We start from the raw sequence: 15,098 nt of genomic DNA, 5'->3' as shown, positions 1-15,098 counted from the left end.
CTCTAGCTTACGCGCCGACGGACCAACCGCCACAACTTGACCATGGCCATCGTCCCGAGAAGCACGATCATCCAATTGACGACCATGAGCGCGGCACCACGCCCGAAGGCGAGATTTTGAAAGGCCGTGATGTAGGCGCGGACCGAAAGCACCGAGGTACTGTCACCCGGTCCCCCTTGGGTTGTTCCGAAGATGATATCAAACTGATTGAGCGATTCGATCAGCCGAAATACCGCGGCGATCAGGATGTACGGCGCAATGAGCGGAAGCTCGATATAGAGGAACGTTGCCCAACCTCGCGCGCCATTGACCCGCGCGGCTTCTCTGACCTCATCATTGATGCCCTGCAAGCCGGCGAAGATGATTAGCGCAAAAAATGGTGTGTAAGTCCATATGTCGATGAGAACCAGCGAGCACATCGCCGTGCTGGCATCCGAAATCCATGCGAACCGATCGATCCCAACGAGCGAAAGCAAATAGTTCAGGATCCCATTCTGCGGATCCATCATTGTGGTCCACATCAAGGCGACGCTCATTGGCGGCAGAACCAGGGGAAGGAGAATGACGGGCCGCATCAGCCGCGCAAGGAACACCCCACTTGCGAACAATTTCGCGAGCGCAAGCCCAAAGAACGCTTCGGCGAGCACGGCGGAGCAGGCATACGCCGTAGTCGCCCGCACGCTATTCCAGAAATCTTGGGTCTTGATTGCCACTTCATAGTTGGTGAATCCAATGAAGCGAACCACGGGACGGCCAAACTTGAGATCGGTCAGTGATTGAAAGACCCCATAGAAAAACAGAAAAAGAAATCCAAGCAGGATGATGATTGCGGGGGCAATCGCAGCAAGGCTCCACCAGTCATGAGCATTCTGCTCGGCCTTTTGCACCTGCTCGTTTTTGGACGAGGCCAGCTGGTCTGCCGATGATTGTAGCGTCACGATTGCGTCGATGCCTTGAAGGTCCATCGCTCACTTCTCAAAAGATACTCGGGCGTGGTGGGGGCGGCAAACCCTTATGCCGCCCCCGACCTCCTTACATGGAGGAGCGGATCTCGGAGGCGAGGTCGGTCAACGTCGCCTTCACGTCCGCGCCGTTGACCATTTTCTGCATGGCGACTGCCCAGGCGTTCATTGCCTCGGCAAATCCCGCGCGCGGCGTGAAGGCCAATGCAGCCCTGTCCTGCACGATTTTGAAGGTATCCACGAAGTTCGTGAATTCCGGTTTGGCCGCGTAGTCGAGCCAAACCTTGTCGCTCCAGGTCGAGGCGCGCGGAGAGTTGACGAGCTTCCCGGCGACGGCACCGTTGAGCTCGACCTGCTTTGACGTCGCCCACTGGATGAACAGCCAGGCTGCTCCCTTTTTCTGAGAGGCCGCATTCATGGCCAGGGACCAGATCCAGATGTTCGATTCGAAATTCTTGCCGTTCGGAGCTCGCAGAGGGGGAGCGAATGCAATCTTGCCCGAAGCGGGCTTGCCGACGACATCGTTCCAGAACCCGAACATGTTGGAATCGATCGCCATCGCTGTCCGACCCGAATTGATGCCATCGACCACCTGATACCAGTTGTCGTTGGCAAAGGATGGAGCAGCGCACTTCTTGATCATCTCCACATAGTCCTTGTGGAAGGCGACGGACTCGGGCGAATCGAGACCAGTTTCTAATTTGCCGTCCTTGACGACGAAGTCGTGCACACCGTAAGACTTGGCAATCGAGATTGCGGCCGTGTGGATGCTGCTCCAAAAGCGGACTCCCCGCACGCCCAGAGGTGTGATCGCCGGATCCGCAGATTTCAGCTTCTCGCAAGCCGCGGACATCTCCGGCGGGGTTGTCGGAAGCTTGATACCGTGCTTGTCCAGAATGTCCTTACGGTAGAACAATTGGATGTTTTCGAACCCGTGCGGGATAGCCCACACTTGACCCCGGCCCGCTTCGATTTGGCCGCCATTGACTTGCCAAGTCAGCGCGTCACGCAATGCGGGGAAGAAGTCCTTGTAGTCATAGCTTGCCGAGGTGAGCTTTGGGTCGTTCAGATAGCGGTCGAGCGGCTCGAGCAGTTGACCGGGCGCGAGATCCCAAGCCGGCTGAATCCCCGTGCCGACGACGTCCCACGAGGGCGACTTTGTGCTCAGCTGGATGGTCAGCTTATTCCAGTAGGCGTCGTCCGGATAAAGCTCGGGCGTCACTTTGATGCCTGTCAACTTCTCGAACTCAGGCAGCTGTGCTGCAACGGCGTCAGCATATGGATGGATGTCGTAAGCCCACACGATCGAAGAGCCCTCGAACTGGCGCCAGTTGATATCCTGCGCTTTGGCCTGGACGAAAGATGCGGCCGCACCGCCAAAGAGAGTTGAGCAAATCAGAGCGGTTTTGAAGAAATAAGCCGAATGGCCGCGCAGAGCGGCTTGCGTCCTTGGCATTAATCCCTCCTCTGGGCTCTTTGGCCCGGAAATTCACGTGCCCCTCCTCTTCCAGGGCCGCGAGTATCGGGAACGCTAACCGTCATTTTCGGCCCATATGCACCCATTCAGATCGAAGTTGGGTAACATTGGGTAAGTCAAGAAAGCAGCATCACATGAGCGCCGTACCGGGAGATGATCAATGCAGGCGCATGTTCAGGCCCCGCGAGGCCACCCCCAAAGAAGGGCCGATCCTGGCCAACTGCTCGCGCTTTTGCATCAGTAGCTGGTTCAAATGCTCTATTTGCGGCTCGGGACCGAGGTCTCTCACTTTTTGCACGGCGCAGACGGCTGCGACCATTTGCATCCGTTGCATCATCTGGTCTGGTCAAGGAGCGCATTCACTACTGGATTCGTTCATCCGACCAACACGGCGCCGATGCCGCAACCGAGCTTACGTTGCAGAAGGCGTTCTTCGACCGCTGTGGATATGCCGCTTGAAGAGGTCATGCGTATGATCGGAGGAAAGTCGCCGCCTGACGCCTCGATTTCACCGTTTCTGGATTGAACGAGGGCGTAAAGCAACACGCAGATTAACTGAAGAGCTTCGCCCAAGCCTCGGAGACCGAGCTTAAGGGCACGATTGAGCTTGGCGCCGATATCGCCATGGACGTGATAGGCGATATGGCCAGGAGAGGATGGGCGGCGTTCTGGAACCAGTGGCAAATCTGCTCTGCATTGTGCTCGAGAAGCGTCTACAAGTCCTGCAAAGCTTCGCGCGCTGCACATTCATGCTGCGCTGCATGCGGCGTTCCGATGGGACAAGGCGCGGCGTTTTACCAGCGATGACTTGTATGTTGAGCACGCATCGGCAGCGCTGGCTTATTGCCAGGCTTTCTTCTGAAGATGGGCTGCACTCCACTCTCGTCGCACGTCACGTTGCTCTAGATCGACTGTTTCAGTGCCGGGTCGCCTCTGACACTGCGGGTGCTATCGAGATTCTAAAGCAGATCGAGACCGAACTTCAGGGTGGTGCGCGGGCATAGCAGGGGCTATTTGCTCTTCTTCTTTCGCGCCGCGGGTCTCGCTCGCTTCTTTGGCTTCGGCTTTGCCTGCGCCTTGGCAAAGCTCGCTTTTTCAACCGTTAGGGCGACGCTCCCGATATCGTTCGATAGGTCACTGATAATTTTCAGGAATATCACGTTGTCGACGGTCGGGCGAATAGAGAGCAGCGAACTAGTCGCGATATTGAGCAAGATGGCCATCATATGGATCGGATCGGTAAAGCCAGAGTTGCGCTGTCCGACCAAATGAACCGGCTGGACTGACTCGGGCTTGGGATTTTTGAGAGCTACCGAGGCCCAGCCATATTCGTTGTGCATTTCTTTTCCGAAGAGCCCTTCGAGCGCATCGCACCGTGCCGTCATTGCCTTGATTTCCTGAGCGGTAGACGAGTGTCATGTTCGCGCGTACGGCATGGTCATTCAGCTGCTTGGCAGCACGCGTCGCCGCCATCAGCGCCGCGTATATGGTGATTAGCCCTGCGCCTTCCTCAATCGCGAGCCGGTCTGTCACGAGCTTCAGTTTTGCAGTGGCCGATACCGCGAGTACCTGCGGCAAGTCGGCGCGACTTGATGTTCGCTCCTATATCCATAGCAGGCAGCTCGTCTTCCGGATGAGGACACAAGCCCGCAATCTTGATATTGGCAGAGCTCGAAATGTTACACCACGCTCAAAGCTTTTGGCTAAGAGATTTATAGTAGCGGTATTGACCCGAGCCTGCCGGATGCTCGAATTGAAAGCAACCCGCGAAATTCTCGATCGCCTGCATTACTCCTTTAAGTGATGGTGCCGTGAAGGCGTGGGTCTGCCCCGTAGACCAGTGCGAGAGGTAGTTGCTCACGATTGTCGCCACCGAAGTGCCGAGGCCGGCGAGCTGGGCAGGCTCCACGACCAGGCGTCCGGCCGCCTCATGGAGGTCGACGGCTGCCTTGATGGCGTCTATAAGGTTTTTTGCCATGTGCTTGTCGTCATTGAAGGCAATGCCGATAGGCACGGGAATGCCGACCCTCGAGATGACCTCCTCGAGTTTGAACTCGAGGTACTGCCTGATCCGAGGCGCGGCATCGTCGGTGTTTCCGGTATCGAGAAAGGCGTGAGTCGCATCGCGGATCTTGTGGATTGCGCCGGACTGCGGAAGCACCGATGTTCGCGCGGTGCCCTGAATGCACTGATGCCACCAACCGCCCTCGTTGGCATTCGTGTTGAAGAGCTTCTCCAGGACTGTGTCATGGCTAAACAGGATGACCTGCGGGCCATTTGGGACCCCAGGGCGCGCAAATTGTCCTTTGATCACGTTCATCAGATGGAACTGGTGCCCGGAATCAAAGCTCGATGTGACATCATCGAGAATCAGAAACTTGGCGCCCCCACCATAGAGCGAGGCGGCCGCCAAATAGACGCTGATCGCGAAGGCGTTGCGATAGCTCTCGGAGAGGACGGCTTGGGCCGAGATGTCCGGCAGTGTCCAGAATTGAGCGAGAGAGATGGAAATATCTTCGCTGCCGGCGCGCTTTTTCAGGGCCGGCACCACGTCGGTGTACATGATGGCCGCGAAAACACTTCGCGTAACAGGCTCGATTGCGGCGAGCCGACGCGCGCTTGCGGCGGACTCGGCACTGGCGACGCGTGAGTTGGCCGTGTCAAGGAAGCTCTTGACCCGAGCAATTCGCGCAAGTTCGGCAGCGATGGCGGATTGCTCTCTTACGGCGGCGCGCAGGTCCGACAAATTGCTCTGGAGGCGGCGTGCGGCTTCAGCTTTCTCCACGACAGCCGTGAGCTTGTCGGGAAGGCTCTTCTCCAGTGTGATTTTGCTGTGGGTGAGGTGCTCGAGCTTGGCGACCGCGCGATCAGTCAGCGTCTCCTTCCATCCCACGACCGAGCGGGCGCGCGCCCCGTCGATGACTCCCTTCAATCCGATGTCCTTTGCCTGGGCGAATAGGGCCTGCTCATCTGGTTGCTGCCCTAACCGTTCCAGCTCGTCGAGCTGATTCCAGCCTTTTTTGGTCCATTCTTGGGCCAGATTGGCCGAAGCTGTCTCCACCGCCTCAAAGGCCGCGAGCTTGTGACGAACATGGTCGAGCAGCGAACCGGCACTAGATCGATCACATGTCGGGCAGACACATTTATCCACCCAACCGTCATCCGCGATGATGATTTCGCTGAGGCCGTAGAGCTGTCGGAAAAGATCGCCTTGAGTAAGCTTTAAGGCGGTATCACGAGCATCGGCCAGCTCCACGAGGCGCTTGGCGTCCTCTTCGCTCGGCGCGGCTTTCAGTGCCTCCGACCACCTCGCCTCGTCGCGCAAGACTTTTGCGAGCTCTGCTCTCGCCTCACCTCCTTCCGCGGCCTTCGCTGCATCGACGCAACTCGGGGGTCGATCTCCTCGAACGTCCGCCCCTCGCAAAGGGGCTTGAGCAGTTCGATGCCACTGAGAGCGGAATGCGCCTTCGCGAGCATAGATGTTTCGGCTTCTGCCGGATCGTACTCGTCACCAACAAGCGCAGTGAAGGCCTCCCTTATGTTGGCCTGCGCTCGCTGGAGGGAGACAGTCGCAGTGTTCTGCTTGGCTTCCTTGGTGGCGACGCCAAAGTGATTGTTGAATGCTCTCGTATTTGTCAGCGAGGCCACCCCCTGTCGCAGTGCCGAATACCGCTTCAGGCCTAGCAGCCCGGCGAACGATCGGCCGCGCTTCTGGGGCGCTAGATCGATAAAGTCCTGAAATGTTTTTCCATCGAGAAGGACGAACTCGCGATTGAGGTCGGCCAGAATCGCGTTTCCGTCTGCCCCGGTACTTGCTGCTACGGTTCGCCCGCCGGCCGCATCGCGCCGGACCGTCACATCGACCTCGGCGCCGCCACCGGCTGGCACAAGGGTCAGGGTGATCGTTCCAACACCACCCGCATGGAAGCGGTTGAGGTAGTAGGACGAGCCTTTTTCGGCCGCTGGCAGCTCGTCGAGCTTGGGAATGCGACCGGTAATCGCGTAGACCACCGCATCGAAAATCGACGTTTTCCCGACACTGTTCGGCGCGGAGATGGAGTTGACGCAATCCGGCTTGAGTTTGAGAACGAGGGGAGCACCCTCATTGTTAATGCCGCGAAAGCCTTCGATTGAAACCTTCTGAAGATACCAGCCGCTCATTGGGCAGTGCTTTCCTCAGGGCAGGTCTGATGCGGCTGCACCGGCTCAGTCGCTGCGTACAACGCATCGAGGAGCGCCTCCTGATCGACGGCGATTTCCAGGCTGAGCTTTTCAAGTGCCTCTGACAGGACGTCCGCTAGCGGATCGTCGATTCGTTTCAGCGCGGCCGCGAGCGCCGAGATGTTTTGATCAACGGTATTCTTGTCATCGATCTCAAAAGCAATGTCATTGTTGGCCACCATCGTCCCCCAGCACATCGCCTTCCATCATCTCATCTCGAAACCGCAAGCACATTTGGTTTTTTTCACGGTTCGCGCGCAAGAGATTCGGCGCTCATTTCGACACGCGTAGCGCGTTATCAACCTCGCACACAGCACGTCCTTTGTACGTTTCGTACAGAATGAATTCCAAGCGACCGCATTGGTCGTCCGAGCCGGCCTTCAAGCACCCTTGCGTCGTCATGTTGTCAAATGCGGCCATCGGCTGGGAGCGCAGCGGGGCAACTCATCGAACTTTCCGAGCATGGCAAGACAACTATGCGCCCGGGGCGGCGCGGCGCCGCGCAACACGAGCATGGCTGGCGCGCGCGACCATCTGGATAGCGATAAGGATGGCCGCGTTCTCCATGCTCGAGATTGGATGAGCGTTGCTTTCACTATAAACGGCCAAGTCCACCTCGACGCCAAACCCAGGGACAGCAACCGTCTGACGCAACTTTCTGATGCCAGTCACAGTTCGAGAGCAGATGAAGCACTCGCCGTCATATAAAATTCGGAAGGGGATTCGTTGCTCGCGCATCATCACCGGCCTTGATGACTCAAGGGAACTTTGGACGCCCGCGCTGCGTTCGCGCCTCGATATCATTGCTACGCGCCGGACGAAAACATCATCGCTCTCACGATATTAGCGCGATTCGCGCGCTATATCGTTTGGTCAGCAGCCTCACATTGCAGGATTTCGGCAGATTAGCCTGTAGTTTTGTTCAATTCCGCCCCCGTCCGGAGGCTTTGTCATTGACGAAGCCTCTCTCACACCATGCGGTTCTCCTAACATGTCGTCGGAGCAACCGGTCCTCCCACGAGTCTTACCAAGCCACCGCCAACGTCGCAGCCGCTGAAGGCCACTGCCACAACAGCAATTGCAGTGGATTGCCTCTGAGCTGCTGATGCTGTTTCGGCCCGACAGACCTCGTGCCGGGTGATCACATCCCGTGTCGGCCACCAGTTCTTTCGAGTCGTTCGTCTGGCCTGCGGCTACATGGGACCATCGTGCAGTTAAAAGCCGGCGAAGGATCTCCTCGCGCGAACTGCCGCACCGCTGAGTGCCGTCTAGCCGCGCGCGACCACAAGCTGATCTAGCAGAAATACGACAGATCATGCCCCTCAAACGCCGCAGAACGTCCTGGTTGCAATGTTAACATCCCTCGCCGATCGCCCGGGGAAACAAGCATGGTTAAAGCATTTCGCAATACCGTCATGGCACTCACTTTTGTCGTCGTCGCCGGCAGTAACATAATTTGGAGTTTGCTGGATGACTACGTCGCCTGCGGCCTAGCGGTAGCCGCTTCAGTCACCGCCGGCTTTTGCGTCGAGCGCGCCTTCATCAAACGGTCCCATAGCGAAATGATCCGTCAACACGGCGCAGACTGGCAGGCTGGTAGCGAGCGCATAGAGTCTGGCGGACCAACTAGGACGGCGAAGGCAGAGAAATGACAATCGATCGGAATATCATCGAGAGCGGCACAAAGCAGGAGGCGCCCAAGCTGGAGGTGCTCGATTGCCAAACCTCGTCGACAGTTGCTAGCCCATGCATCGGCGATCGAGGCATTGCGCGCCTAGTACGCCATGCAATCAACCGTCAACACCATCGCGCCCTACGACGCCGCAGCCGCGCTGTTCGGCTCCGATTTCGGCCGGGCCGAATACCACGATGTCGAGTGAATATAACTTATCTCGACGCGCTTGCAGTTGCGAAAGCGCGGGCCGAACTCCAGATTATCTTACGTCGACAGAACGAGTGAAAGCCTCTAATTCGATTCCTTCCGTTACGTCGCGAGGCGGCCGCCATAAGTCTCTGCCTCACAATAGCCATGGGCCCGAAGAGGCAGGTGATCACCCTGAAATTATTTTATGGCGCCCTTAAGGGGACGCCGCTCGATCGAGACAACACTCTGTCCGCTCGACCGGCGTTTCGACAAAGATTCACAACATCATAGAGATCGCGCGGGCGCGTTCACTCGGCCAAAACCCTGAGGTTTCAGTGAAGGCCTCAACGTAGTCGTAGGCCGGTACCTCGATGCCGTCTTCAGGCATGGCGGAATAAGGGTGAAAGATGTCGACGGGCACCGGCGGCGGGAGGATGCGTTCGTCAGCCGTCAAATCAAGTTTAACTCGCGGAAGAGGGCGGGTCGTGAAAGGGGCCCCTTGTAGCTGGTCTTGCTCCGACATGAGAGCTTGCCGCGCCGATTTTGGACGAGTTCGAGTTCTTGCTGATCCGCCGGGACCACAATTGCGCTTTCGTCATAGACCTAGGCGCCACCTCGGCGAACACCCGCGAGAATGCTTCGTCGAGGTGCGCTTCATTGCGCAACGTAAAATCCAGATACTCAGAAAAGCGATAGTCTCCAAAGAAGCATTTTTTCGGACTGTACCGCCCTTGAAGACCTTGCCTTCGGCGAGTTCCTCATGCGCGCAGAGCTAAAGACTGCTATGGCCGGCAAAGGTCTGAACTGTTTTTAGTTCAGGTCGGCCTCGATCCAGCAGGATACCGCGAAATGTCGCAAGGCGTGCCACTTGAAGCGCAATCCGGCATCTTGCGCGTTTTTCGACCGAAGTGTGGCGATCGGGCAGGCCCATTTGGCTCACCGAAATTCTCTGAGTGCGTCAGCTTGACGACAGCTGGTCCTAATAGAGCGAGAGCGACACACTCGAACCGGGGGCGGACATGGACCCATTTAACACCATCAACCCATTCGACGCAGGGTTCGCTGCTTACGGCGCCGCGGTGCCGCAAGCGCACCAGCAGCAAGCGGATTTTGAGCCGTACTTGGATGAAGTGCCGCAAGTTGGTACCTCCGCGGTTGCAGAGAATCCTGTTTCTGCTGATCCCTACTATCCTCATCTGTCGGAAGAAGGCCTTAGACTCGCCGGGACCTTGGGACTTGAGCACCAGAGGGCCGACGGTTCTCATCCCGAACACGCAGTCACCGGACGCGAGGACGCCGCTGCCCTGATGGGTGAGGACTACACCGGCCAGTTGAGGCCTGCGAAGAGGCAGAGGACACTAAGCCAGACGCAAGCCGATGCCATTGAGCACCAGCCCAGCGAGGCTAGCAATTCAGCCGCTCGCGAGCTGATTGAAGAGGCTGGCACACCGTTTCGGGCCAGCGATCGGTTGATTCTTCCCGCGGAAGACTACGCTCAGGATCTGCTGTGGGCGATGCTGGAGAACGCCGGCTCATCGTCGTCTCTCGAGGCAACCGAGCGTCATGACCACGCCGTGGATTCAGGAGCGGCCGTTCGCTCCTTCAACTCGCGGCAGGACGACCAGCGCACGTCAGCCGCGCATGAGGGTAGCAGCGTCCCGCCGAGCCAGGACACCCCACCCGCTCCTTTCATAGTTCATAACGACCGCTTCACGGCGCTGTTCGTGCCCGCGGCGGCGATGAGGGGCGGGTCTCCACTCAATCTGTCAGCCGCACCCATTCATTTCGGATCTCGACCGGAAAGCTTTTCGCAGCCGAGCGCACAGCCGGCGAATCGGCCCTCGCCAGCACTGCTTGCACAGACGATGGAGCAAGCCGCCCCGGCGTCCGTCAGAGCTGAGACGACGCCGCCCGCGGCCCGCGAGATTTATGCCGCATCATTCGCCGTTCCTGAGGGCTTTTCGCACGGCACACAACCCGCCCCAATGACGATGATCTCCAGGCTCGGCCGCTGGGGCCTCTTGCCGGACGCAGCGCAGCCGATGAAGCAATACGACATTCGCGGCGAGCGTTACACGGCCCTATTGGGGCCGGGAGGACCGAACGACGTTCGGCTCATCCACCATCCACAGATGTAGACACCAGGGACAGTCCCTACGTGAGAGGCCGCTCCAGAAGCTCAGGTAGCGGACTTGGTGATGGACGATAGCTTGCTTCAGCGACTCTTGCGAGCTTAGTGGGGCTCAGGGCGGTGCGGATAAGTACTGCCGGCCCCAACGAACTTGCGGGCGCCCATCGCTTAGCGGCTCCTTGTTGAGCCGAACAGCCAAGGACCCTTCTTGTTTGTGAAGAGCGTGATCACGTTGCGGGCTGGTTGCGGCGAGGTGATAGTCCAGAAGAAATCGGAGGTGACTGCCGACCCCTCAGGGGCCGCGAGTCGCTATAATGTCTGCCTATGTCTCGACTTTCTTTCTGGCAAGGCATAGGAACGAATGGGCATTGACGCATTCGGCCCCTGCTCTTGAAGGTCTTGATGAAGGCCTTGTCGGGGCTTGCAGGGTCGCGAGAAAGTCCGGCGTGCCGCCGCGCTGAGAGTCTACAGGTCACGATCACTCGCCTCCTTGATCGGCGCGGATCTTTGCCCGGAATCCCACCGACCTGCAGCCCCTTCCAGCATCACCACGTTGGCGGTGCCGCGGAAGGCGATCCTGACCAAGCAGCCGAAACCAATCCAGAGGAACTCCAAATTGTGATGAAGGCGCGGATAGATGACCCTACCAATTCGTGCAGGAGATTTTGCAGCTCACGTCAGTTAGCTTGCTCGGTGATAGTGACTTTGGGAGATTTCTTCGATGTTGATTGTTGAAACTATTTTGAAGCCAGACCAGTTTGGCGGTATTGGACTTTTCTCTGCGACTCGTTTGTCTAAAGGCGCGCTACTTTGGATTCACAACCCGATCGTTGACATCGCGGTGACGCGCGAACAATACGAAGCTCTAGCTCCAACATTTCAAGCTCTACTTGATAAGCATGCCTATCCGAGAGACCACAAGGTTAATGACGGCGTCGTAGAGTATAATGCTGACAACGCTCGCTTCATGAATCACAGCAGTCATCCAAACACATATCAAGACGATCATTGCAGAATTTTCACAGCCCGTGACGTACAACCTGGTGAAGAACTGACTTGCGATTACTTGTCTTTCGATCCAGGGTGTGACTTATCGTGGAATAAGGAGCTATTGCCGATCGCCAGCTCCTGCTTTCCAAGCCTGGAGCCGGCTCCGACAGGTTGATCCTGCGCCGTACGCGCTGTTCTAGTGATTCAGTGAGCAGTTCTCGACAACCTAAAAATTCTCGCCATCCGATCGCGCAGCGGAGCAGTGTCGCTTTTGGAGCGGACTCGCGACGTTCAGGACGTCAGACGCTGTAATCGCATGCAAATGCAGCTCGTGAAGCAGGAATTCTGCATATGAGAGTTGTATTTTGAGTGAATTCACCGGGTTGAGTGTGTGAAGCTGCTTTGCACCTAGGCAGCTTCGGCACCGGACGTGTCTGCAAAAAGGGTTGGCACAGAAGCGAGTTGGTGGGATTGCTTATTGACCCGAGATTCGACGCTTCGAAGTAGGCGCATATGTAGTCCCCGCCAACTGCGCTCTGCTCGCCCGGAATAGTTTTAGGACGGAGGCTCCCTGAAATCTGATGCCGTCTAAGCTGCCAGGATTGAAAAGACGGCTCGGGAAGAGCCCTGCCGCGAGTCAGGATGTGCTCAGGCGATTCACGTGGGAGATCAGAGCCATTAATGTGTGTCTGGACGACCTTCGTTCTTTCCAGGCGCATGCGCTGGGCATTGCTGCACCACAAATGATGATCTTGATGGCGTTGATCGACTTGGAAAATGACGGCGGAGTTCCGGTCAACGTGGTTGCAAAGTTGATGAAGGTTGAGTCCGCCTTCATTACGAGGCATTCGAAACAGCTTGAGGATAAGCGATTTGTGCGACGTAAGCGCTGCGCGAACGATGCACGAATCGTCAACCTGTCGCTAACCGACAGCGCTCGCAGACAACTTGCGAGCATCGCGGCACAGCAGGAAGAACTCGATGAGTTTGTTTCTGGTTATCTCGATATTACGGACTTTGCAAAGCTGGCTAGTTGCCTTAGCGGAGTCAGGCAACGGCTGGAAAAGGCCCGCCTGCACGCCGCGTTAAAGATGCAAGAACCTTCAAGAGAGCAGCAGCTGCGGGACGCCTAGCGGGCAACAACTTGAGACCACGAACCTATTCGCCGCGCGATCACAGCGAGCACAACCCCAATCAGGAGCTTGGACTTCCTCTGCCGCACTGAACAGCTCGAGCCGAGTGACCAATTCGGTCCTCCAAGCTATGGCTGTGCGCATGCTGAAGGAGCCATGCGCCGACACAAGCTCCAACGCAGCGATTTACGTGGCTCTAGCGATCGTTTCTGCATCTTGTTCAGTGAGACGATGATAAGCGATAACTCTGCGGCATTTGACCAATCCTTTGCTCGTAGGCGCGGTATTCTACGAGTGCCCCTAGGGCTCTATCGGCTATCCTTGATAGCTCGTCGCGTCGTTCGTTCTTGGTTGCGCATTTTGGCTGATCGTAAGAATGACTTCACCGTCTAATGTGAGGACAACTGGCCCGATGCGTTCATTTTGCACGAGGCAGCACCCTACACCGTTGCTTGATACTTCTCTTCTGTTAAGAACGCATTATTTTGCAGCCAACCACGACGTGCCATCGAATTGCGGCGAGCACCATCGTCGATGTCTTACAGCAGAGAAGCAGGGATTCCTGGACAACTGCCCCCGCGGGCAGTCGGCTGGTTGATAGCCATGGCGCTACGTGATCAAGCGCGACTGAGCGGGGGCGGATCCTGTATTCTCGCGTTTTCATAGAACTTTTCACATGACTCCTATTGAAACAATCAAACATTGGTACGTGTCCCTGGACGACGAGCTTCAATCAGACATCGCGTATATGTTCGTATCTCTCACGCTCGGAGACTGCCAGTTGTCGCCTACTGCAGCCGTTCGAAGACTGCTGCAATGGTTCGACTTGCGCAGCGCAGGCACGGAATATGAGGATGCGCTAGCCGCGGTCGTGTTTCGCGCCTCGTTCGAATACATGTTTGCCGACCGCTTCACAGCCGCCGGGTGGACCTTTCCCGAACAATTGTTCAAAGACGTGATCCGCGAGGCTGCTGAAGGGAAAGAGGCAAGCAAGTTTGCAACGAGGGCATTTCGGTTGCTGCGTAACCTTCCGGACCGAAAGACGAAATGGAGAGAGGCAGGTGAGAATTGGAATGCCTTGGTCAACTCGGTACTCAACGACGATGCGCTGAAGCAATGGACCCACGAGCAATTCCTGGCGAGCGACTTCGGGCCGACGCAAGACTGAAAATACCCGGAAATATTGCGAGAGCGCCGATTCGGAATGAAATTGGGTGAGACCAGGCAGCGCGACGATTAGAACGGTAACCTCCAAAGAGAGTAGAAAAGCTACCCGAGAGCGCCCCAAAAGAGCACCGCCGCGACAGGGAAATATAGTGATCTAACCAATGGCCGGTTTCTCTTAGGGATATTTGGCGATATAGCATCGCAACAAGCAGGATAGCGGCGATTGCAAAAAGGCGTAGGCGCCGTATTTCTGCTCGGAATTGGCGCCTAGCGGCCGAGTGCATCCATACTCGGGCAGCCAATCAGAGCAGTGGGGCCGCCCTGGCTCAGCGCACAGGGCGACCCGTCGCCAATCTGCTACGGCCGCTGGCCCAAATCGACAGCCGCAGCCGGCCCACTAATGTTAAGACAAATTGCCTGACAATCTTCGGCCTCTTGGAGGGCTGTCTTGATGAATCTCGGCTCAGCCACTGCCTCGAACGGAGGTTATACTCCTTATTTGTCTGTGGCGGAGAAGCACAGGGCTTTGGGTATCCGCGGGCTTCGCCGGCATCCGAGAAAAGGCGAGCGCAGAAAGGGTGAGGCGAACGAACGGCAACAGGAGCCTGCCCGGGCAAATGTTCAATCCGCCGCTTGGCGTACCAGCAATTCTGATTCACATCAGCGCGATTGTCTTCCTTGCTGCCCGAAAGCGTAGGTCGGATTGATGCCGCAATAGGCGTATGTACCTGATGCAGTAGCCATGCACTGGTCATAGGTCGAGAACTGGCAATTGCCCGGATATCCCCAACTGCGTCCCTGCAGACAATAGACGTCCTGGCGTACCGGTGGCGTGTACGAATGAGCCCTCGAGCCAGCCGTCGAACGCGATCCTGAGCCGACGAGGATGGGAAGTGCGAGCACTCCGATAAGGAGAAGGTAGCGCATGAGACTCTTGCCTCCGTTAAGTTCACCAGAAGATACAGGATCTGAATTGCACGCTTTGATCTTAGTCAATGGCAGATTGCCGGGGTCACTCCGCGGGCCAGCACGGGAAACAGGATTCAGCGTGACTGGTGCCTGCGGGCAGGACCGAAGTTGAGCGGGACCGCGGGTACACAAAGGCGCGAGCAATGAGACGGCCCAACGGAACGGCCCCGCGGTCAGGGGTGAA

At 57.2% G+C, this 15,098-nt stretch carries 15 protein-coding genes; 6 read left to right on the top strand and 9 right to left on the bottom strand.

The annotated features are described in order from the left end of the window. Nucleotides 1-2: 2 nt before the first annotated feature. The 3 genes from ACVIIV_RS14630 to ACVIIV_RS14620 form a co-directional block, all read right to left on the bottom strand. A complete protein-coding gene (locus ACVIIV_RS14630) occupies nt 3-965 on the bottom strand; it encodes a carbohydrate ABC transporter permease (protein ID WP_456744816.1) in 963 nt (320 codons plus the stop codon). Nucleotides 966-1,032: 67 nt separating this feature from the next. Next, nucleotides 1,033-2,418, bottom strand: coding sequence for an ABC transporter substrate-binding protein (locus tag ACVIIV_RS14625; protein ID WP_456744815.1), 1,386 nt, complete (start codon nt 2,416-2,418; stop codon nt 1,033-1,035). A gap of 178 nt (nt 2,419-2,596) precedes the next feature. Beyond that, on the bottom strand, nt 2,597-2,758 hold the full coding sequence (locus ACVIIV_RS14620) for a hypothetical protein (protein WP_456744814.1): 162 nt from the start codon (nt 2,756-2,758) through the stop codon (nt 2,597-2,599). Between the two features lie 337 nt (nt 2,759-3,095). On the opposite strand from ACVIIV_RS14620, the gene ACVIIV_RS14615 reads away from it, so the two are divergent. Further along, complete coding sequence (locus ACVIIV_RS14615; protein WP_456744813.1) at nt 3,096-3,443, top strand: hypothetical protein; 348 nt, start codon at nt 3,096-3,098, stop codon at nt 3,441-3,443. Nucleotides 3,444-3,449: 6 nt separating this feature from the next. Here the strand turns inward: ACVIIV_RS14615 and ACVIIV_RS14610 are convergent, their stop codons facing one another. The 4 genes from ACVIIV_RS14610 to ACVIIV_RS14595 form a co-directional block, all read right to left on the bottom strand. Beyond that, nucleotides 3,450-3,824, bottom strand: a complete 375-nt coding sequence (locus tag ACVIIV_RS14610) for a hypothetical protein (protein WP_456744812.1) — start codon at nt 3,822-3,824, stop codon at nt 3,450-3,452. A 305-nt stretch (nt 3,825-4,129) separates the two neighbouring features. Further along, on the bottom strand, nt 4,130-5,764 hold the full coding sequence (locus tag ACVIIV_RS14605) for a hypothetical protein (RefSeq protein ID WP_456744811.1): 1,635 nt from the start codon (nt 5,762-5,764) through the stop codon (nt 4,130-4,132). Next, nucleotides 5,731-6,600 (bottom strand): AAA family ATPase, encoded by an 870-nt coding sequence (locus ACVIIV_RS14600; protein WP_456744810.1) that lies wholly within the window; start codon nt 6,598-6,600, stop codon nt 5,731-5,733. The genes ACVIIV_RS14605 and ACVIIV_RS14600 overlap by 34 nt, the downstream gene beginning before the upstream one ends. After that, the gene (locus ACVIIV_RS14595) at nt 6,597-6,839 is read right to left on the bottom strand and encodes a hypothetical protein (protein ID WP_456744809.1); all 243 of its coding nucleotides are present in this window, start codon (nt 6,837-6,839) and stop codon (nt 6,597-6,599) included. The genes ACVIIV_RS14600 and ACVIIV_RS14595 overlap by 4 nt, the downstream gene beginning before the upstream one ends. A 1,209-nt stretch (nt 6,840-8,048) precedes the next feature. Here ACVIIV_RS14595 and ACVIIV_RS14590 point away from each other — a divergent pair. Beyond that, nucleotides 8,049-8,312, top strand: a complete 264-nt coding sequence (locus ACVIIV_RS14590; protein WP_456744808.1) for a hypothetical protein — start codon at nt 8,049-8,051, stop codon at nt 8,310-8,312. Nucleotides 8,313-8,801: 489 nt separating this feature from the next. Here ACVIIV_RS14590 and ACVIIV_RS14585 read toward each other — a convergent pair whose 3' ends face one another. After that, the gene (locus ACVIIV_RS14585; protein ID WP_456744807.1) at nt 8,802-9,047 is read right to left on the bottom strand and encodes a hypothetical protein; all 246 of its coding nucleotides are present in this window, start codon (nt 9,045-9,047) and stop codon (nt 8,802-8,804) included. A 496-nt stretch (nt 9,048-9,543) separates the two neighbouring features. Here ACVIIV_RS14585 and ACVIIV_RS14580 point away from each other — a divergent pair, with 496 nt between their 5' ends. The 4 genes from ACVIIV_RS14580 (at nt 9,544) to ACVIIV_RS14565 (ending at nt 13,946) form a co-directional block, all read left to right on the top strand. Beyond that, a complete protein-coding gene (locus ACVIIV_RS14580) occupies nt 9,544-10,662 on the top strand; it encodes a hypothetical protein (protein ID WP_456744806.1) in 1,119 nt (372 codons plus the stop codon). 714 nt (nt 10,663-11,376) lie between these two features. After that, complete coding sequence (locus ACVIIV_RS14575; protein ID WP_456744805.1) at nt 11,377-11,820, top strand: SET domain-containing protein; 444 nt, start codon at nt 11,377-11,379, stop codon at nt 11,818-11,820. 406 nt (nt 11,821-12,226) lie between these two features. Beyond that, the gene (locus ACVIIV_RS14570; protein WP_456744804.1) at nt 12,227-12,778 is read left to right on the top strand and encodes a MarR family transcriptional regulator; all 552 of its coding nucleotides are present in this window, start codon (nt 12,227-12,229) and stop codon (nt 12,776-12,778) included. Between the two features lie 676 nt (nt 12,779-13,454). Beyond that, nucleotides 13,455-13,946: a hypothetical protein gene (locus ACVIIV_RS14565; protein ID WP_456744803.1), complete on the top strand. Its 492-nt coding sequence runs from the start codon at nt 13,455-13,457 to the stop codon at nt 13,944-13,946. Between the two features lie 659 nt (nt 13,947-14,605). Here ACVIIV_RS14565 and ACVIIV_RS14560 read toward each other — a convergent pair. Continuing rightward, nucleotides 14,606-14,872 (bottom strand): DUF3551 domain-containing protein, encoded by a 267-nt coding sequence (locus ACVIIV_RS14560; protein WP_456744802.1) that lies wholly within the window; start codon nt 14,870-14,872, stop codon nt 14,606-14,608. Nucleotides 14,873-15,098 lie beyond the last annotated feature (226 nt).

The sequence above is a fragment of the Bradyrhizobium sp. USDA 4354 genome, assembly GCF_054060315.1.
This window is presented reverse-complemented; position numbering and strand designations above follow the sequence as displayed.